Annotated in this window: 13 protein-coding genes; 3 read left to right on the top strand and 10 right to left on the bottom strand. The window is 40.4% G+C overall.

The genetic code is table 11. The annotated features are described in order from the left end of the window. Positions 1-587: 587 nt before the first annotated feature. Entirely contained in the window at positions 588-1355 is a 768-nt protein-coding gene (locus L1283_RS01955; protein WP_312906220.1) for a sensor histidine kinase, read from the bottom strand. After that, the gene (locus L1283_RS01960; RefSeq protein ID WP_376778165.1) at positions 1333-1518 is read right to left on the bottom strand and encodes a sigma factor regulator N-terminal domain-containing protein; all 186 of its coding nucleotides are present in this window, start codon (positions 1516-1518) and stop codon (positions 1333-1335) included. Before L1283_RS01960 ends, L1283_RS01955 begins: the two co-directional genes overlap by 23 nt. Before the next feature lie 250 nt (positions 1519-1768). Here L1283_RS01960 and L1283_RS01965 point away from each other — a divergent pair, with 250 nt between their 5' ends. Further along, positions 1769-3778, top strand: coding sequence for a beta-N-acetylhexosaminidase (locus tag L1283_RS01965; RefSeq protein WP_429625692.1), 2010 nt, complete (start codon positions 1769-1771; stop codon positions 3776-3778). Between the two features lie 24 nt (positions 3779-3802). On the opposite strand, the gene L1283_RS01970 is transcribed toward L1283_RS01965, so the two are convergent. Together L1283_RS01970 and L1283_RS01975 are read right to left on the bottom strand one after the other, a co-directional pair. Continuing rightward, positions 3803-4081, bottom strand: coding sequence for a DUF4342 domain-containing protein (locus tag L1283_RS01970; protein WP_312906207.1), 279 nt, complete (start codon positions 4079-4081; stop codon positions 3803-3805). A 257-nt stretch (positions 4082-4338) separates the two neighbouring features. Continuing rightward, a complete protein-coding gene (locus L1283_RS01975; protein WP_429625693.1) occupies positions 4339-6573 on the bottom strand; it encodes a glycoside hydrolase family 2 protein in 2235 nt (744 codons plus the stop codon). A gap of 455 nt (positions 6574-7028) precedes the next feature. On the opposite strand from L1283_RS01975, the gene L1283_RS01980 reads away from it, so the two are divergent. Beyond that, entirely contained in the window at positions 7029-8636 is a 1608-nt protein-coding gene (locus L1283_RS01980) for a beta-N-acetylhexosaminidase (protein WP_429625694.1), read from the top strand. A 65-nt stretch (positions 8637-8701) separates the two neighbouring features. Next, on the top strand, positions 8702-10210 hold the full coding sequence (locus L1283_RS01985; protein WP_429625695.1) for an alpha-L-fucosidase: 1509 nt from the start codon (positions 8702-8704) through the stop codon (positions 10208-10210). A 135-nt stretch (positions 10211-10345) separates the two neighbouring features. Here the strand turns inward: L1283_RS01985 and L1283_RS01990 are convergent, their stop codons facing one another. The 6 genes from L1283_RS01990 to L1283_RS02015 all read right to left on the bottom strand — a co-directional run bounded on the left by L1283_RS01990 (position 10346) and on the right by L1283_RS02015 (position 19487). Beyond that, a complete protein-coding gene (locus L1283_RS01990; RefSeq protein ID WP_429625696.1) occupies positions 10346-10990 on the bottom strand; it encodes an HAD family hydrolase in 645 nt (214 codons plus the stop codon). A 186-nt stretch (positions 10991-11176) separates the two neighbouring features. Continuing rightward, positions 11177-12202, bottom strand: a complete 1026-nt coding sequence (locus L1283_RS01995; protein WP_429625697.1) for an endonuclease/exonuclease/phosphatase family protein — start codon at positions 12200-12202, stop codon at positions 11177-11179. Between the two features lie 7 nt (positions 12203-12209). Beyond that, on the bottom strand, positions 12210-13589 hold the full coding sequence (locus L1283_RS02000) for a DUF5689 domain-containing protein (protein WP_429625698.1): 1380 nt from the start codon (positions 13587-13589) through the stop codon (positions 12210-12212). A gap of 11 nt (positions 13590-13600) precedes the next feature. After that, entirely contained in the window at positions 13601-16318 is a 2718-nt protein-coding gene (locus tag L1283_RS02005; RefSeq protein ID WP_429625699.1) for a TonB-dependent receptor, read from the bottom strand. A gap of 87 nt (positions 16319-16405) precedes the next feature. Further along, positions 16406-17845, bottom strand: a complete 1440-nt coding sequence (locus L1283_RS02010) for a fimbrillin family protein (protein ID WP_075990727.1) — start codon at positions 17843-17845, stop codon at positions 16406-16408. Between the two features lie 37 nt (positions 17846-17882). Continuing rightward, a complete protein-coding gene (locus L1283_RS02015; RefSeq protein ID WP_333886305.1) occupies positions 17883-19487 on the bottom strand; it encodes a DNA/RNA non-specific endonuclease in 1605 nt (534 codons plus the stop codon). Between the last annotated feature and the right edge of the window lie 129 nt (positions 19488-19616).

A 19616-nucleotide genomic window follows, 5' to 3' on the forward strand; every position in this document is an offset into this window, starting at 1 on the left:
TTCCATGTACAGGCTATTGCATATCCTCCGCCTAGTGGTTATCGCAGCACAGGACCGTCGGTGAGCCTGCTCCATCGGAAGCTGTTCCGCAACCGTCGCTATCCGGCAACCGCAACTGTTACTGTCCCGCAGTGGTAATGGTACATTGCTCCTATCTCTCTTAAACCCAATGCCCTTTTTTTTAAACCTGCAAGCTGCAGCATTACTTCCCGAATAACCGGATATTCCTCAGAAACTCTTTTCATCCCTTTGCGGGAGATAGCTACAATATGGCGAAATTTTGAATTAGTACTATTGGCATCGGCCTTTATTGCTATTTATGTTGTCTATAAACAGCTTCGTAATAGGTTTGTAGCTTTTGCCTATGCTAGCCGGTGGATTATATGGTCCTTGTTTGTAAAAATGGAGTTAAGCAAGAATAGGAAGGCTATCCAATTCCGTAAAGAATCTTGATACGGCAGGTAGTTTTTTTTACACAGGTATTGAAGAGTAATGTCTTTACTTAAATACCGCAAGTAAACGCGAGTAGGAGTCAAAAACATTAGGGAAGGTCAAAAGACCTTCCCTAATGTTTTTGACTAGCACGCTTACAAAATCTTTGCTATAAGCTGAGCAAGGATAGCCTTGTCCAGAGGCTTGGTCATAACACCATCGAATTGATGTACCTGGCCTTCGGGAATTTGTACGGTTACTTGTGACTCGTCTGAAGTGAGGGCGATAACCTTGCTGTTCCATTCCTGTTTAAGATTACTGTCTTTGACAGTATTCAAAATGTCCCAACCGGTAGGGCCAAACATTTTGAGATCAGTAATGATAATGTCAGCGTTATTCTTTTCGAGGTATGCGATTGCAGTGGAGGAATCTTCGAAAATCTTTACATCATAGAAATGTAGTAATGCCTGTTTAACAAATAAGTTATTAATTGGGTTATCGTCAACAACAACAAAACGTAAGTTTTTTGAAAGTTTGTCTAAGCTCGTTATTTGTTTCATGTATTTAATTTCTTCGGTTAATGGAACACTTAAGGTTCCGTTTAGTTGCTCGGTCATAAGCTTAGATATATGTAAGCCCAATCCGAAACTATGCTTGGATTTTTGATCGGTCATATAATATTGTTCGAAAATATGTCCTTGATCTTTTGCAGAGATACCTTTTCCTGTATCCTTAACTACTATATGTAATTTGGAGCTCTGATCGCTGCTGATAAATGCTTTCACCTCGATCTGACCTTTATTTGTATATTTAATCGCATTGCTCAGCAGATTGGAAACAATCTGACGTACACGATATGTTCCGCTTTTGATTGAGATGTTGGGATCAATATCAATATAACTAATGAGCTTCGTAGAAAAGATTCGTCAATTGATTTTTAGAACTGTATGCTTTATTTAAACGGGCTTCGGTCTTTTGGTACTCAATATATTGATAGGTAAATATCGAACCGATATAAATCAAGGAAAGAATCAGAAAAGCAATTAAAACTGTCCTGAAAATAAATATTTTTTTACCGTTTTTCACGTTATTGTTCTTTCACCTCCAATAAGTTAACTATAGTCCATTTTGATTTTTATGGAAGTCAAATTTAATACTAAAAAATCATATCAGTCGCTTACTGCTGTGGTCAGTCAGCTACTTTTCCAAATCTTACACAATCGTTTGATTGAAAGTTGGAGTAGAAGGATCATTTTTTATTTTTTATTTTGCATAACGAAACCAATCAACGGTCTTTTTTTTGTCTGTTTATTTAAAAATAAAAACTTAAATTTTAATGAAAACACTCCTCTGTTCAGCAGCGTTATCCCTTTTATTTGCGCAAGGGCTCCATGCGCAGTCTGGGATTGATATTATCCCCAAGCCTCAGGAAATCAATAGGGGAGCAGGCCAGTTTCTGTTAAATCCACAAACTACCTTAAGTTTTAAGAACTGCGATGTGAAAGATGTGTCTTTGTTTGTTGAGCAGCTGAGAAAAGTAACGCATTATCCCCTGAACATAAAGAAACAGGCGAGCAATAGTATTGAATTTAGACTAGACTCTAAATTGACAACACCTAATGATGAAGGCTATCAGCTTGAGGTTTCCAATCGGGGAGTGGTCGTGACAGCAAAAAGCTCCCATGGGCTTTTCAATGCAACGCAATCACTGCGGCAACTTTTACCGACAGCTTTCGAGGGTAGTAACCCAACCAAAGAAATAAGCTGGAATATTCCGGCTGTGAAAATTAAAGATTATCCCCGCTATCATTGGCGCGGTTATATGAAAGATGTGAGCCGGACATTCTTCGATGTGAAAACCGTGAAAAAGTATTTGGATGTCATGGCATTATACAAAATGAATACGTTCCATTGGCATTTGACGGATGACCAAGGCTGGCGGATCGAAATAAAGAAATATCCCAAATTGACTATGGAAAATGCGACGGTATTTCATCGAACAGAAAAGCAACCTGCAGAACGCAGTGGATTTTATACACAGGAGCAGATCAAGGAAGTTGTTCAATATGCTCGAGAGCGTAATATTACGATTGTGCCCGAGATTGATGTTCCTGGACATTCATGGCCAACCATATTGGCCTATCCTGAACTTGGAGTAAACAAAAATTCCTACCCGAATCACATCTTTCCTTTTGTGTCATCTTGGGGATATTGGGGAAATCAATTTACCCCCAATACATTGGATCCGACAAAAGAGTTTACGTATGAATTCTTAAATAATGTGTTCACTGAAATCGCTAATCTCTTCCCAGGTAGTTATATTCATTTTGGAGGGGATGAGGTTCGTCATGATTTGTGGGAAAAAGAGGCTCATGTGCAGGATTTTATGAAGCAGCACCAAATTAAGGATGTCAAAGCACTTCAGAGCTATTTTGTTCAACGCGTTTCTGATATCATTGTCCAGAAAGGGAAAAAACCGATCGGGTGGAATGATATCTTAGCTGATGCTGAAAACTTGCCGAAGAGTACAGCAATCATGAGCTGGCTTGGTGAGGAAGCGATCAAGGAAGCGACCAAAGATGGATTTAAGGCCGTAGCCACACCGGCATCGCATCTCTATTTTGATATTACACAGGCCGATCGGAATGATGGTACCATGACTGACCTGGCCTATCCGCAGATAAACTCGCTGAAAAGAGTGTATGAATTTGATCCTTCTGCAGGACTTAGTCCGGCTGAGGATCAGCTTGTCCTCGGTGTTCAGGGAAATATGTGGACAGCGTTGGCCCAGGATATTAAGGACCTGAATGTGCAGAATTTTCCGCGATTGCTTGCGGTTGCTGAAATTGGATGGGCTGCTAAGTCAGCGAAAGATTATACAGCGTTCAGCCATCGATTGGATGCCAATCTTCCAAGATTAGATTCCTTGCGTATTGATTATTATCGTCCCGGGGGATATATTGCGGGATCATGGGGTTCTAATGATATCAAGGAAACGTATGGTTTTCTAACTTTTGACGTGAGCAGGAAGATTTACGATAATGGACGAGCGCAAGCTGGATTTTTCTTTGTGGAGGGGAAGAATTTTCTGGAGATTGATGCCGTACAATTGCTACAGGACGGGCAGGTTATTGCAGAGGATGGACATCATGCGCTTGCGGATAAATTTAGGGGAACCAACAAGATCAAACCTTTTTACTACAATTTTACAGTGACGAATTATAATCCCCAATCGAAATACGAAATCAAAGCCCGCGTCCGAGGCGCTGGCGGTGTGAATTCAAAAGGAAATTTTACATTTAATTTGTCTCCGGATAGGTCTTTTGATAAGATAGAAAAAAAATAAAGGGTATTACCCTTTATTTTTTACTTATTTGAGTTCGATCATCTTTTGATTTGCATTCTCTTCTTTTACTTCTTTAAGGATTGCAATTTCAATAGGTGCAATCAGACTTAAAATAATCAATGCAATGAAAGCTACAGGGAAAATAATTCCGATGATTACAGCTAATAGCAGGGAGATATTTAAGTATTCTTGTCCATTCTTGGAGGAAACTTTTAAACGGGAGCTTTTGAAGGAATCAAAAAGATCTTGAAAAACTTTAGTAATTGTTTTACTGTTGATGCTGAATGTTGTTTTAGTTGCCATGATGTTTATTTTTTAATTTTTTTATTTCTTATTTGATGACTCAAAGATAGGAAGCAAATATGGCCCTGAAGAGGGGCATTAGGCCAGTCTCGAGACAATCTCGGTAAACGACCCGCTTTTATCGGTTAATACTTTTTTGAAATTAGGGAAAGTGATATGATGATCACTATAGCTGAGGGGGGATACATTCTTAAACAAAAAACAGGGGTAGCTTTTTAGGCTACCCTTGTTTTTTGTCTATTATTTTGCTAGCGTGATTATAGACCTACGTGCTCTGTTTTCGATTTTGTTGGTCCCGATGGTCCTTGTTTAAACGCTGGGTCATAGTTCCATTCAATCGTGTCGGTTAATACCTTACCGTCTTTTTGGATTACTTTTGCTTCTACAGTATTCTTCCCCAGTTTTAGCTTCACGTTTTCGAAGATGTAGTGTACGTTGGTCTGACCAATTTTGGCCCCTTTGATCGTTTGCCCATTGATGATCAATGTTGGCTCACCTCGGTTCGAATAAACCGTAATAGGCGTGATTTCATTACCTCTGTTGATCATACGACGCTGTGTAATATATAAAACGGGTTCTTTGCTCCAATTGGCTTTGTACCAATAAAAGCCATCCTTCTTCAGTTTACGGTCAAAGGAAACCAGTCCTTTATAATTCCGTGGGTTAACATTCAGCGCAGTAATGGGCGTGGCAAAATCGAATGTGTTCCAGACGTAAGAACCTAGGAAAATTGGACTTTTGGATATCACACCCCAATGTACTTCATGAAATTTGGTTGCATATTCTTCAGGGAAAAACGATGGATTGCTCCATTGATTTCCAAAATTTCCAACCTCTTCTGCTTGATCTTCGGGAATGGCTTCTGCACCATATTCCGAAAAGATAATCCGGTAATCTTTGAATTCTTCACTGATACGTTTTGCCCAGGAGGCGACATCATCCTCTTTATCTGATTTATCCTCTAATTCACCATTATACCAGCCGAAGTAATGGTTAATGCCTTGAACATCTGCATTATTGTTAACTGGATGGTCGATAACATTGTAACCGCTGACAGAAACGGTATAGCGATCAGGATCTTCGGATTTAGCGAGGTCATTTAATTTGGTCGTTAGTTCGACGGTATAGGCTGAAGGAGCGTATACCTCATTGTGCATACCCCATATATAGATGGAAGGATGGTTGAAATTTTGGCGGATCAGTTCTTTCAGTTGTTGTTGTGCGTTGTTTTCTTCCAAGGTGGTTACCCGATTGACAAACGGGATTTCGGCCCAGATAACGAGACCCATGCTATCGCATTTTGAATAGAAGTACTCAGACTGTTGGTAATGTGCCAATCGGATCGATGTTGCTCCCATTTCTTTGATGATTGCCAGGTCTTCGTCGTGGTCTGCATTGCTTAGGGCAGATCCTTTACCTAGTCGATCCTGATGGCGACAAACACCATATAGTGGATATTTGATATCATTTAGGAAAAATCCTTCACCGGTTCGTAATTCAAATTTACGAAGACCAAGAGGTGCTGTTACCTCATCAATTACCTGGTTGTTCTTTTTGATTTGTGTGACCACCTTATAGAGATAGGGATCATCTAAACCTTGCCATAAATGTGGACTTTTGACTAGGATCTGTTGCGTAACGGTTTGACGACCTTGCGGTAACAACGTGTACTGTGTGCTTTGTTTGGCTTTAATCGATCCGTCTTTTTCGAAAACGGTTGTCAATAACTCAATTGGTTGTTTTTTCCCGGATTTGTTGTCTATTTTTATTTTTACAGCAACATCGGCTGTTTTCTTGGAGATATTTTTTTGCGTGATATAGATTCCTTTAGCTGCAAAATCATTCACCGCAATATGGATGTCGTCGGTTACAATAAGCTCGACAGGTCTATAAATACCGCCGTACATGGGGAAAAGGGTATGGTTAACAGGAATGACCTGTGGAGTAGCTTCATTGTTTACCTTCACCAAAATCTCGTTTTCTTTTCCAAATTGGAGCATATTGGTCAGTTCGAATACAAATGCAGAATAACCACCCTGATGTCTGCCCACGAAGTTATAATTTCCATTGCGTTTCGTATTGTCGTAGGTAATATCATTTTTGCCTTCTTTGGTAGGAAGGGGCTGATTGTTTACGTATACTTCTGTGTTGGTATTGACCCCTTCAAATCGAATGAAAATGCGTTTGCCTTTCCAAGCTGTTTCGGGAACAAATGACTTCCGGTAATAAGCATCGCCGGTATAAAAGCGCTCATTTTTGCCTAAACTACCAGACTTAATCTCTTTGGTCTGCATATCATTTGCATTCCAGGTGTGCGGTAAATTGACAAGTTGCCATTTCCCTTCAAACAGTTGATTATAGTCTAATGTCGAAGTAGAAAAAGGTCCCTTTTTGAAAGTCCAGCTGGTATTAAATGGAACTACGGTTCGTGCTTGTACGTTCAATAGCAGTATTCCAATAAAGATTAAGGTATAAAAGATCTTTTTTATCATACGGTTTTAACTTAGGGTGTTGTATTTGTGTCTTCAAATATAGCTAACAAAATGATAATGACTAATTGGACTAGCCTCGGTAGAACTGCTATTCGATCTTGTTTTTAATTAATAGTGATCAAAATATCGCTATTAATAATTGTTTTTTCTTTATTCGCTTTGTTGCGTCCATTCACTACAACGTTTTCGAGATTTGCGCAAACGATTGACTATACTTGGACTACAGTAATACATAATAAATTCTTTACCATTGTATTACAAGATAAACTGTGGGCAGAACCGATATAAACAGTTCATACGATGGATTTTCGTATTCCTTTTACATCGCATGCTGGCTGTGGTGAGCCGATTATAGCACAAACTAGGTTTGAATAATGTAGGATCGAACCTCGTTAGAAACAAATACTTTACACAAGCAGATTTAATCTGATCAGTTGAAAATAACTATAGAACGGATGAAACATAGATTAATAGGAACATTTCTTTTGGTATTCTTGACGATACAGTTTGTGGAGGCACAGGTTGCTATTATCCCACGTCCGCAACAGCAGGAAGCGCGGAAGGGGAAACTGATCCTGGGTAGAAATATAGGCATTATAAGCGATCCTTATTTTGATCCCACGATATTGTATTTCAAGAAGCTCCTACTTGGGCGTTTCGGAATTTCGGCCTATGTTGCGACCAAGGTCGACGAAGCCCAGGTTATGGTAAGCTGGGATAAAACACTTGAACATGAAGCCTATCGTTTGCAGATAGATGCTACTCATATTCGAATTTACGCTTCAGATAAATCAGGACTTGTCAATGGAATTGCAAGTTTAGACCAATTGTTGTCTCTTGCAGCCCAAAGCGGTGATCAGCGTGAGTTGGATGCTGTTGAAATTAAAGATAAAGCACAATTTACATGGCGCGGTTTTATGTTAGATGAGTCGAGACACTTCTTCGGAAAGGAAAAAGTAAAGTCATTGTTGGACTGGATGGCTTTCTATAAACTGAACAAGTTTCATTGGCATTTGACGGATGAGCCTGCGTGGCGCCTTAGTATACAACGTTATCCCTGGCTGGCTCAAATAGGTGGGATAGGCAATTATTTAGATCCCTATGCTGGAGTACAGTATTATACGCAAAATGATATCAGTGAGATTATTGCTTATGCTGATGAACGTAATATTGAGGTCATTCCTGAGATTGATATGCCTGGACATGCAACAGCGGCAAACCGTGCGTATCCGTTTTTATCGGGCGGAGGTAATGAAAAACACCCTGATTTTACTTTTCACCCAGCAAAAAATACGACATATTCATTTTTAAGCCATGTGTTGCGCGAAGTAAAGGTACTTTTTCCTTCGACTTACATTCATTTGGGTGGAGATGAGGTTGCTTTTGGTAGTGATGCCTGGAATAATGATCTAAAGGTGCAGGAGTTAAAAAAGGCAGAAGGGCTGAAATCCAATAAGGAAGTGGAAGAGTATTTTATTCGACGTATGGCAGATTCCGTTGCCCGAATAAATGGAAAAATCATTGTTTGGGATGAGATGGTAGACGCAAAACTGAACAAAGCGCAGACTGTGATGATGTGGTGGCGCCATGATAAACCCGAACAGCTCAACAAAATTTTGGATAAAGGATATCAGGCAATTCTTACACCGCGTTTACCTTTATATTTTGATTTTGTGCAGCAGGAAAACCATCGGTATGGACGGAAATGGGGCAAAGGGTTTAACCCTATTCAAGATGTCTACAATTTTGCAGGCGAACAGTTGGATAGTTTAGGTGGTCGAAGAAAACAGATATTGGGTATCCAGGCCAATCTATGGACTGAAACCGTGACAAATACCAATCGATTGGATTATCTCGTCTTTCCGAGAATTGCGGCATTGGCGGAAGCAGCATGGACATCTGGCAAGCAACGCAATTTTGACCAATTTACTAAAGTGTTAAAGAAACATTTAGCATTGTATCGGGAACAGGGACTCTATTACTTTGATCCATTTCAGGACAGTAACCCTGAACCGGTCGTCATGAAGAAAGTACAGAAACAGTATATTGATCGTCCCGACTAGTTGCGTTTTTGTCTTTGAATAAGTTGGACTATATAGAATCGTGGTAATAAACAATTAGATAAAATATGATAAGCTATAACAGATTGATGATGCCCTTGCTCTTGGCTGGTGCGCTATTGGCCGGGAAAACTGTTTCTGCCCAATGGACTGGGCCACGCAAAAAGGTGGAGCAAAGAATTGACGTAAAATACGGGCCTTTAACACCGGCACATCGAACCGATGAAGCGATGGAGCGTTTTCGGACATATGGTTTAGGACAGTTTATCCATTGGGGGCTTTATGCTATCCCAGGAAATGAATGGGAAGGAGTAAGCGCTCGTAAAGGGGCGGCCGCTTCCGAATGGATTCGTACCTGGAGTGGACCTACTGCACCAAAGGACTGGAAAAACACCTATGATAATTTATACAAGCAATTTAATCCCAAAGGATTTGACGCAAAGCTATGGGCTAAGCAGGCTAAAGAAATGGGGGCAAAATACCTGATTTTTACCACTAAACATCACGATGGATTTGCCTTATGGCCTTCGAAGTATACAGACTATACCATTAAGAAAAGCCCTTATAAAAAAGACATCGTCAAGCAGGTTGTAGACGCTTACACCGCTGAAGGGATAGATGTGTTTTTGTATTTTTCGATCTTAGAATGGAATAATTCAAACTATATGGGTAAGGCGCCGTCTACACCGGAAGAAAAGGCAAAATTCAATAAGTTTTTGGAGTATACCCGTAACCAATTGTTGGAGCTGCTTCAAAACTATCCGCAGATAAAAGGGTTTTGGTTCGATGGTACCTGGGATCAGTCCTGGATTCAGGCATATGATTTTACCTATAAACTGGAAAAGGAACTCCGCGAGAAACATCCGGGCCTAATCATTGGTAGTCGTTTTCGAAACGATGAATTTGGAAAGCGGCATTTCGACTCGAATGGAGATATGTTGGGAGATTATGAGCAAGGCTGGGAGCGTAAGATGCCGAAAGAATTTGAATGGCTAGAGGGGCGTGACTGGGATTGTGTGATGACCATCCCGCCTAACGGTTGGGGTTACATGAAAGATTGGTCGGGTATTTATACAAAGACATCCGACGATTTGATCGATATGTTGATGAATTGTGTGTCGATGAACGGAAATTTTGTGTTGAATTTTGGCCCGGATGGCAATGGTCGGATGCATCCAGGAGAGGATAAATTGGCGAAAGAGATTGGTGATTGGATCAAAATCAATGGTGAAGCTGTTTATGGTGTGAGACATGCAGGACTTGCTCCATCTAAATTGGGTTATTTTACCAAAAAAGAGGACAACCTCTATCTTACTGTCTTTAATCGACCGGTCAATAATATTGTCCGCATTGCTGTACCGAAGAATTCAGCTGAGGTTCCGGTAGAGGCTGTCTTATTGCAAAATGGTCAATCATTAGCTCTTAAACGTTCCGACATTGGTTTGGATCTTGATAAGAATACATATTATGATGTTGTTCTTCCGGCAACGTTTAGTACAGATAAAGCTTTTGTTGTAAAAATGAAGCTTGGTAGGCCCAAAGTACAGGCTGATCAATTAATGGATGCAAAAATGTAAATTTTAGCGTTCGCGCGAAGGTTTTCGCGATCTCATCGGCATTTCAAATGTATATGAGCGCTACTCCAGACCATTGAGAGTGAACGAGAAAAAAGCGGGACTTAAATCAGTGTTGATTTAGGTCCCGCTTTTCTTTTATAGAATTTCCAACAGTTCCTGTGGATGGTGGATAATATGCTGTGCACCGTGTTGTCTTAACTCGCTCTCTTCCCGAAAGCCCCAAGTAACACCGATAGCTGTTACCCCTGCATTATTGGCGGTATCCATATCCACGGATGAATCACCTACATAAAAGCAATCTTGTTTGCTAACACCGAGTGTTTGGATACTGTCGAAGACAATATCGGGATCAGGCTTGGCGGGGCGACCTGTTCGATGCCCCAAAACGAGATCAAATGAAATATCGGGAAAGTATTCGGCCATCAAAGGTATCACCGCTTCATGGTATTTATTTGATGCTACCGAGATGAGATAGCCTAATGATTTCAGTTCTTGTAGTAGCGGTATGATTCCTGTGTAGGGTCGTGTATGCGATACAGGTTTTTGTTCATAATACACTTTAAAGGCACTGAGTAAAGTTGAGATGATATTTTCTGTCCGTGCTTCTTGCGGTAATGCGCGTTCGATAAGTTTTTGGACACCGTTGCCGACAAATTTCTTATAAGCAACAAGGGGATGGGTTGGATATCCATATTGTTCAAGAATAGCATTGCAGCTGTCCCCGAGGTCCTGTAATGTGTCTAGCAGTGTTCCGTCCAGATCAAATAGTATAAGCTTCATCTGCTAAATCTAGTAAAAATTGCGATTGAACCATGGTATAATAATGAGATTAAATGGTAGTTTATATCTTGTGTATAATAAAAGATTACTGAAGACTGGGGGAGATCAAAAAAAGATAGGAGCTCATATATAACGAGCTCCTATCTTTAATTCCGCTTAAGAAGAGTTAATCGGATTTCATTTATATTATTTGACCAAATAGATCAATGTTGGAAAGTGATCTGAGTAGCCATTGATAAATACTCCCCCAGAAAATGTTCGGTGCGGATAACCTTTGTTTCGACCTTCCTGTTGCACCAAAAAATCCCGATTGAAGATTTCAGCTTTGACAAAACGTAAACCCTTGTTTTTGTTGTCCAATAAAGGTCTGGAAATAATGATTTGATCAAAGAGATTCCATTGTCCCTGATAGCCCAGTGATCCAATTCCCTTATCGTAAAACGTCCACATGGTATTATATAAGCCCTGCGCAGGTACATCCTGCGGATTTTTCTTGGCCTGTAATACTTCCTTTACACTTTTATCTTTGGGATCATCATTTAAATCGCCCATGATAATAATCTTGGCCTCGGGATTTTCACGATATAGAGAATCACAGATACCTTTGGTAATACCTGCTGCAAATTCGCGAAGTTCAGAAGATTTATTGCCATAACGCGAAGGCCAGTGATTGACAATGATATGTACAGTATCTCCAGCAATTGTACCGGAGACCAATAGTTGATCTCTCGTCTTAAAGCCTGGGTTTTCTGGTAGGTTGAATGGATGAACCTTGTCATTAAAAGGCGTGAAGAATTCCGGATTGTAAAGGAACCCAACATCCACACCGCGACGGTCAGGAGAATCGTGATGAACGATCTTTAATCCCAGCTCACGGAGCTGGGGATCTCGTGTAAGATCTTCCAAAACCCGACGGTTCTCAATTTCGGCTACCCCAAGAGCAATGGGACCCAAACTAGAACTAGGTGAACCGATGGCACGAATCGCTCGTGCCATGTTTTTTATTTTTTGCTGATACTTAGCTTCTGTCCATGTATTGGCACCCTTTGGTGTAAACTCATCGTCATTGATCGTTGAATCTTTTACAGGATCGTATAGATTCTCCAAATTGTAGAATGCGATGGGGTAAACCCGACGGTTGGTTTGTGCGAAACTTGTGTGTACAACAAATAAAAAGATAAGAAAAATACAGCTGATGTGTTTATAGTTCATCTTTAATTTATTTAGTAACGATAATCGTATTGCCAGAACCGTTTCCGCCAGTTGCACTTACGATTTTAATATTATCTAAACGGAAGCCAAAGGCATTGTCAGCGCCAGTCATTATAAATTCGACGGTACTTGTCGCTGCAGGTGTAATATTTGGAATGCTGACCGTGTAATATTTATTACGATCATCTGTTGATTTGATCGCTACTGGTGTACTAGGAATCGTATAAGTTGTTCCGTTGACCTTCACTTTCATAGCATTGAGGTTGGTCGCTTCACCAACATTGTAAATATTAGGAACAAGCTGGTAGCTCAATGTAAGATCCGTTTTGTTGGCCGTTTGTATTCCGGCGATTTTCAGTGTAATATCTTTGTTTGCCGGAAGCCATACTGAGGCACTGATTCCTGTCGCTGTACGAATATCTGCCGAACCACTTTCCTCGCTGTACGTCACCGGAGCTTTCATATCGAAATCGGTGAAATCTGCAATTTTAGGACGGTTGCCACTTGGGTAGGTACCATTTCCAAATGTCTCGTTGAAAATTGTTCCTCCGGTTTCAGGGTCAGTTGGAGTTGTTCCAGCGTCAGTTCCATCAAAGTCAATCACATCTGTTTTATCGCGGAGGAAGAGCTGCCAGCCTCCATTGTAACGGCCCAATATTCCGACTAATGTTCCATTCCCTTTAGGAAGAATATCTTTAGCAAAACTGGAGAAGTTACTGTTGCGGACATCCAATGTTTTGCCATTCGCATCTTTGACTACTTCGCTAACGGTCGCCGTTCCACCTGCGAAAGCATTGACACCACCATTGTTAAAACGCACATTTTTAATGATAACCAACTTGTTGACCATCGAAGCGTCTAATTTAGAAAGATCAACTTCCAATGGCGTTAAATTGGCCGCATTTGGCCATCCGTTTACTTTGGTATGCTCTTTGAAAATTTCCCAGGCGATACGGTTGGCATTGGTTCCACTGAAACCGATCTGTAGCTCACTACCATATTTCACCATGGACAGGCCTTTTAAGTTGATAAACACTTCCTGGCCTGCGCGGAAAGTTGTGTACATGCTATTTTGGTCGACTCCTAGATTGATGGCAGCAGTTTCATCCTGGATGTACAATTGTTTGTAGATATTACCCGAAATGTCGTTTCCGGTTACCAGTGCTTTAATGATCAGATCCTCATCGATTACTTTTGGATCGGTAATGTTAGCATATTTTTCTTTCAATGCGGCTATCGTTGTGTTGGCATTGGGCCCGTCATAGATCGGTTGAGTTAATAGAGGGGCTTCAGGATCACGCTTACAGGCTCCTGTAAATAAGATGAGTCCAATACAGATAACCGATAGCATCGATGTATAGACCGCTTGTATATTTTTTTTGTTCATTATTGTCGAGATTAAAATCTATAGGATACATTCATAAAACAGTTGATTCCCTGCATGTAATAATATTTGGATGCAAACTTATTTGCTGCAGTAATATCCAAACGTGCATTTTCGAAACCTCCAGTTCTGATGTCTTTGTTATTTAAGACGTTATTGACCGCTAAATTGAAGTTCATTGAATTGCGATTTTTCAGGTAAAGAATTTTACCGATTGATAGGTCGACTGTTGCGCTATTTTTGAACTTTTCTTGATCAGTAAGGATATGATAAGCATTATCGAGCTCTGGATCGTAAGGATTGATGGTGCTGTAGTTAGATGCCAACTGACGAAGAGGAGCTTTCGATAGATACATATCGCCAGCGTAATTTAAATTAGCGCCAAAAAACCAGTAGTTTACGAAATAACGGACTCCTAAAGTTCCTGCGGTCTGTGGCATTCCACCAACATAGTAGTTATTGAGGTACACCATCTCGCGTTCATTATTGATCAATCCATTTTCGGAGTTTTGTGCTCCCATTGGGTTGTTGCTGTAATAGTATTCAGCCTTTGTTGCTGCGAGATCAATACTCCAATTGTTGTCAACTTTATAGGTCAATCCGAGCTCTATCCCTCTATTGACCTGGTTCATATCTTTTAGACCATGGTTGATAAAGGTACGGGCGGCATCGTTATAGTAACTTTGTCGGCTGATGAGATCTGTAAAGTTGGTCTGAAAGACCGATAAACGACCATTTAGTTTCGGCAGGGAGAAGACATAACTGATATCTGTAGAGAATATCTTGGCACTCTTGAGGTCTTCAAAAGTAAAGTCACTTACCCTTGGTGAGATATAAGCATCATTAGCCAATGGCGCTTTGGTCTGATAGCTGATTTTGGCGTTTAATAAATGGCGGCCATTGAATTTGTAGGTCATTCCCCCCTTGAAAGCATAGTCAAAAAAGTGGTGTTCTTGCCCTTTACCATAGGAATTGGTCGGGAAGCGTCCATTTTTCATGTAGCCTACGCGTTGAAAACTGGTGTAAGAAAGCTGTGTAGCGTAGAAAAAGTCGATGTTCGAATACGTGTATTCGTTTTGTAGCCAAGCATTCGCAGACTTGATATTGATGTTGTAACGATATCCAAAAATATCATCTTTGCGTGCCTTAAAGTTGGGATTCAACAAGTCGTTTTGGCTCTGACCTGTATTTTGTCCAAAGTCACGTTCAGAGAATTTGTCAATATCCAGCACATATTCAGCGCCCAGCAGATCCGCTACAGTTTTATATTGCTGGGATTGTGATCCTTTGGCGCCGATACCGAGCGTCAATTTAGCATGCTCATTGATCGTTTTGTTGAGTGTTGTATTGAAACTGCTTTCCAATAGGTCGCTATGGCGTTTCTCCAACATGTAGATAGCTGCACCATCGTTGATTTTATTTTCGAGCTTGTTGACGAGGTATAAATTGTCCCAATCTACTTGCGATACTTTTGCCGATTGCCAAAGGTTGCTGTAGTATTGATTTGTGATGGAATCCGTAAAATAACTCGGCAAATTGCGGTAATAGTCGGGTCTTGGATCCGGACCGTTGTACCAGTTTAATGCTGTACTGGCATACTTGCCATAGTGCAGCGATATACCTGTCGTTAGTTTTGTATTTGGATCGATTTTCCAGATATGTGAAAGGATTGCGGTAGGGTCATAAGCAGTGACGATACGCGAGTTCCTGATTTTTCCGTCTTGGTAGCCCCAATTGGGGTTGTATAGGTTGTTATCGAGGAGATCATAGGCTTCCTGGAAAGAACCTGATTGTTGGCCGCGCTCTACCGGTGAACCAAAGGTGACCAGTGATAAACTATGTTTGCCTTGCTGGAATTGTTTTTCGATGGAAAGTGCGTAGGAGAAGTTTTTGTAAAATGTACCTTCAATATTTCCTTTGTCTGCATAACGACCACCGATTAAGCCTGTAAAGGCCCAGCCATTGTCCATTAGTCCCGTTGAATAGCTCAGCATACCCCGGCTATAGTAATTGCGGTTGGTGTATGTGGCTGTTGCTTTTGCTCCTTTGGCGAAGGTGCTGGCGCGCATATTGATATTTTCGGAACCGCCGATGGAGCCGAATGTAAAGGTCGAGGCGTCCATAGCATTGTCTTGGTCTCCATTTCGGGTCAAATCATTGATGGCACCGATGGAAGCATAGTTGAAGACTCCGCGCAATTGGTCGTTGAAGTGTACGCCGTTGATGTATTTTTGTTCGTAGCGGTTGTTGTATCCGCGGAGGCGAAAACGGAATTGAGAGAGCTGATAACCAATTTTGTTGACGTATACGTCGTTAGAAAGGATAATCTTGGCTGCAATGTTTTGGTCGAAAGATTCGTTGTCATCATCCAATAGATCATCGGCAGCCATGCTTAGTTGTACTATGTTGTCGTTGTCGGTACTTGGAAGGACATAGATATCGTCCATTTTGAGCAGGCCGGAGGCCGGGATCTGAACGGTAATTTTGATCTCCTGGATATTACCACCTGTGATCAGGATAGTTTCCTCACCCGAGTTTAACTTCGGTAGACTGAAGTTCCCTTTGGAATCGGTGACGACCGACTTTTGATTTTTCTCAAAGACGAGACGTACATTGGAGAAAGGTTCTTTGCTCACCTGGTTGCGGACAATACCCTGTACATTGGCCCTTTGGGCAAATATAGGTGTACTGGCAGCAGATAAGAGGGCAAAAAGTATGTATTTTTTATACATAGCTTGAGGTTAAATAGTGAAATGTATTTAGATGACAAATGCAACACATTTTAGATGTGTTGCATTTGAAAATGTTTTTATTGTATTTTATTTTTGGCCTTTAAGAGAAATATTGTCAATACGGATACCAACAGTATTATTTGTTGCTGTCGTTGAGAATGTTAATTTGGAGCTAGCAGGAACAGATGTTGCCGCCGAAAGATCAACTTCTACCGTGTAAAAAATATTTGCATCATTATTGTCTTTCGACAATACTTTGGAAATGGCGCTGAATTTTTGGCCATTTAGATCTATCGACAAGTCTTTTACATCGAATTTCGTACCTGCATTGAATACATTGGCTGCGATGTCAAATGTAAGTTTCAATTTAGCAGCTTTTTCTGTATTGATGTTGCTGATCGCTAATTCAGCTTCCTTATTAGCAGGTAGCCATACGTGATTTGTTTGATTTTCTCCACTTTTTAAGTAGCGAATATCAGATACAGCAAATTGATCTGCATAAGTTACAGAAGTATTTGACCAGCCGTTGAATGACGCAATCTTAATGTTTGAGACTGTTGTTTCACCAAAATTCTCTTCATACAATGTTTGTTCTACAGGATCAGTTGTACCGTCGTTATCTTCGTCTTTACCGATCACGTATGAACCCGACGGTACATCGGTCCAGTCTGTAATATTGCCAGAAGCCACAATAGCAGCATTGTTTCCAGCCTGCTCTTGTAAAGTGATATTGTAGCTGTATTTTTTACCCGCTTCGTAAGTTGTTGATGATGGTAAAGTCCAGGTATAGATCTCGTTACCAATTTTGAATTCAACTTTTGCACCGGCAACGCTAGCTACAGGTAATAAGATAGTCTCTGCCGCTGTTGTTGTTGTTCCTGCTGTTGTTTTTGCTTTGATGGCAGCTGGATTAGCACCTGCAGCTAGTGTTCCTGTTGCTAGGTCGAAGTTCGCTGTAGTATTAAATCCATTGTAAGTTACGGTAAGACCAGTTAAAGAGCTTACACCAGTTCCTGCAGCAATAGTCAATTCGACTTTGCTGAGTTTGTGGCCAAATTGCAGTTGCGCATTTGGCTTATTCTTGTTGGCTCCAGTTACGTTATTAGCGTATAACAGATCAATTTTATTTTGTTGGGTTTGATCAGCTACATTAACTGGATAAATGTTGTTTGTGATTGTTGTTTGGTAAGGGTAGTAGGCAATAAAATCTACATTGGAGCCATCAGCTGGATAATTGATTTCTTCTGTAGTGCTATTCGCTTTGAAGTTTCCGTCTCCACTTGTCGTTACATACTGTTTGTTGCTTGCTAATGCATTGCTTAAACCGCTGCCGGTTTTCATGAAAACACCGATTGCATCGTTGCTTTCCCAATTTGCGCCAGCAGCCTTTGTGGTCACTTGGTTAGAGATTGTTGACGAAAAAGTCACCGCTTTGGTGATTTCTTGTTCTGAAACAGGTGCCTTTTGGCAGGAGCTCGTTACGGCAGCTGCCGCAGTCGCTAGGAATAAAAGTTGGTTTACTTTCATAATTAAACTGAATTGATATGACTAAATCGTTTATTAATTATTTCCAAATGGAGGTATTTATGTTCCCTTTTTGTGTATCATTTAGATCAGGAAAAAATGTGAAGCCAGTTGCTTTTTCGAGATCGCTTACGGTTAATCTATAATTTTCGAAGGTTACTCCTGAAGGCGGGGTTTCATTGTTTATTTTGTAGGCAATGGTATAAAATTCGGAACCTTTCTTCATGGCTAATGCTTTGAAGTAATATTTGGGTTTGGCGATATCTTTTCCGTCATTGTCCTGAGCAAAATCTAGGCTATTTTCGGTGCTTGTTTTAGGTATTGCACCAGTTACAATATACATGGTGTCGCATTGTGCTGTCCATGTTCTGACTTTGGTTTCCAGGTTTGCCCAAATTCCTTGGTTAAGACGTGATACCTGAGCTGTCATGTTGGTAAAATAAAACGTTGTTTTATTTTGGGTTGTATTTAAGTTGCGGTCCGCACTTGGTAATTGGTGTCCTCTGTCGTAGCCGGTTGGCTTGAAGCCATTAAATAAATTAGGTTGAAAAGCCGTAGAAACTTGCGGATCATATCCCCAGGCATCCGTACGATTGCCTGATCCCAAAATACTGCTATATAATGGATAGGCTACCCAGTACGCCATTTTTAGCTTTTTGTCATATAACATGGCATAGTTTCTACTTTTGCTTGCATCTGGCATAAAATGCTGAATAAATACCTCATCATTGCCTAGATTACTCATTTTAGGTATTTCCAAATAAGGTTGTGAATCACCGATTCCACCACTTGGTTTTCCATTGTCGATTTTGATATCGAAACTATATTGATTTCCAGCTATTAAGTTTTTTAAATTCTGATTTTGCGGTATTGTCCAGGTGTAAGTATCACCATTAGCGGCCATAAACTTAATGGCTTTTCCTGTGATATCTTCGCCAGGGAGTAGGATAAATTCTATGCGAGCCGTTTTATTGGCATTAACGGATACTTTTCCTTGAACATCTTTTTTCTCAGTCGAATTGACTGTCAATTTCCCTGTTGTCAAATCGAACCCACCTTTGATGCTTATTTCCGGCATTTTTACCGTAACCTGGTTTGCTTCTAATGCGGCAGTATTGGTAATGGATAGATTAATGCTGACTTTGCTCAATTGACGTACAAAAGTAAGTGGCACCGTATTGTTGCTCTTGTCGATGTTTTTGGCATTGTTTGCATACATCAGATCCAAAGCTGTGGGATTAGACTGATCACTTAAATCAATTGGATATTGAAAATCTGTAAGGGATTTATAAGGATGATAGGCGATAAAATCTACTTTTTCAGCAGATAGGAAGATTGCGCGGGCGCTTTGGAATAGTGAACCATTGAAAGTAAATAACTGATTTTTGACCTGATCAACAATGGAAGCTGCTTCCAGAGGCTGGCCAGATTTGGACATAAATACTCCGATCTGGTCATTCTGATCCCAGGAGGTTCCAGTTGCTTTCGTGTTAATTTGACCAACGATGGTCGGGGAAAATTGTACTGCAGCTTGCTCCATTTTAGATTCTGTTTTCTGGCAGGAATTTAATGTAAGCAATGCAATCATAAAGTAAGCTATTCGTAAGATATTCTGTCTTGGAATAGTTATGATCTTGTTAATCATATTGATAGTTAGTGTGTGTTAATAAAGTAATGACAAAAATACTTAAGTTAAGTTAAATTAAAGTGAAGCTTTTATATTCTTTTGTGTAATTAAATGTTTGGTTGATGTATCAGTTTGATTTTTAGGTAT

It is taken from the genome of Sphingobacterium sp. HSC-15S19, from assembly GCF_050433745.1.
GTDB lineage: Bacteria > Bacteroidota > Bacteroidia > Sphingobacteriales > Sphingobacteriaceae > Sphingobacterium > Sphingobacterium siyangense.

Coding starts and splice junctions, on each gene's coding strand:
- L1283_RS01965 (WP_429625692.1), top strand. CDS start 1,769: ATGAAAACACTCCTCTGTTCAGCAGCGTTATCCCTTTTATTTGCGCAA.
- L1283_RS01970 (WP_312906207.1), bottom strand. CDS start 4,081: ATGGCAACTAAAACAACATTCAGCATCAACAGTAAAACAATTACTAAA.
- L1283_RS01975 (WP_429625693.1), bottom strand. CDS start 6,573: ATGATAAAAAAGATCTTTTATACCTTAATCTTTATTGGAATACTGCTA.
- L1283_RS01980 (WP_429625694.1), top strand. CDS start 7,029: ATGAAACATAGATTAATAGGAACATTTCTTTTGGTATTCTTGACGATA.
- L1283_RS01985 (WP_429625695.1), top strand. CDS start 8,702: ATGATAAGCTATAACAGATTGATGATGCCCTTGCTCTTGGCTGGTGCG.
- L1283_RS01990 (WP_429625696.1), bottom strand. CDS start 10,990: ATGAAGCTTATACTATTTGATCTGGACGGAACACTGCTAGACACATTA.
- L1283_RS01995 (WP_429625697.1), bottom strand. CDS start 12,202: ATGAACTATAAACACATCAGCTGTATTTTTCTTATCTTTTTATTTGTT.
- L1283_RS02000 (WP_429625698.1), bottom strand. CDS start 13,589: ATGAACAAAAAAAATATACAAGCGGTCTATACATCGATGCTATCGGTT.
- L1283_RS02005 (WP_429625699.1), bottom strand. CDS start 16,318: ATGTATAAAAAATACATACTTTTTGCCCTCTTATCTGCTGCCAGTACA.
- L1283_RS02010 (WP_075990727.1), bottom strand. CDS start 17,845: ATGAAAGTAAACCAACTTTTATTCCTAGCGACTGCGGCAGCTGCCGTA.
- L1283_RS02015 (WP_333886305.1), bottom strand. CDS start 19,487: ATGATTAACAAGATCATAACTATTCCAAGACAGAATATCTTACGAATA.